Source organism: Pseudoalteromonas sp. CR1 (genome assembly GCF_019392235.1).
Classification (GTDB): domain Bacteria; phylum Pseudomonadota; class Gammaproteobacteria; order Enterobacterales; family Alteromonadaceae; genus Pseudoalteromonas.
Genome location: NZ_JAHXRM010000550.1, coordinates 1 through 243 on the forward strand (window position 1 = coordinate 1; position 243 = coordinate 243).

1 protein-coding gene is annotated in these 243 nt (G+C 61.7%); it reads right to left on the reverse strand.

Going from position 1 to position 243, the window contains the following annotated elements:
- The coding region (locus KZZ04_RS20515) for a hypothetical protein (protein ID WP_219424080.1) at positions 1 to 243 on the reverse strand (243 nt) is incomplete at both ends.

Consider the following 243-nt stretch of genomic DNA (forward strand, 5'->3'; position numbering starts at 1 on the left):
CGAGGTCGCGGTCCTGCTGCACCGACAGGCACACATCGAGGAAGCGGTGCATCGGCGGCAGGAAGCGATAGATACCGTTGTCCTCGCTGGCGAAACCCAGCTGGGTCATGCGGCGCATGATTTTTTCTTCGAGCTCTTCCTGGGTTTGCACTTCGGCCTGAATAAACAGGTCGCGGTACTTCTCCAGCAACGACGGCAACTCATCGCGGCCCAGGCTGCCGCCGTCGAGCACGGCGATCGGGT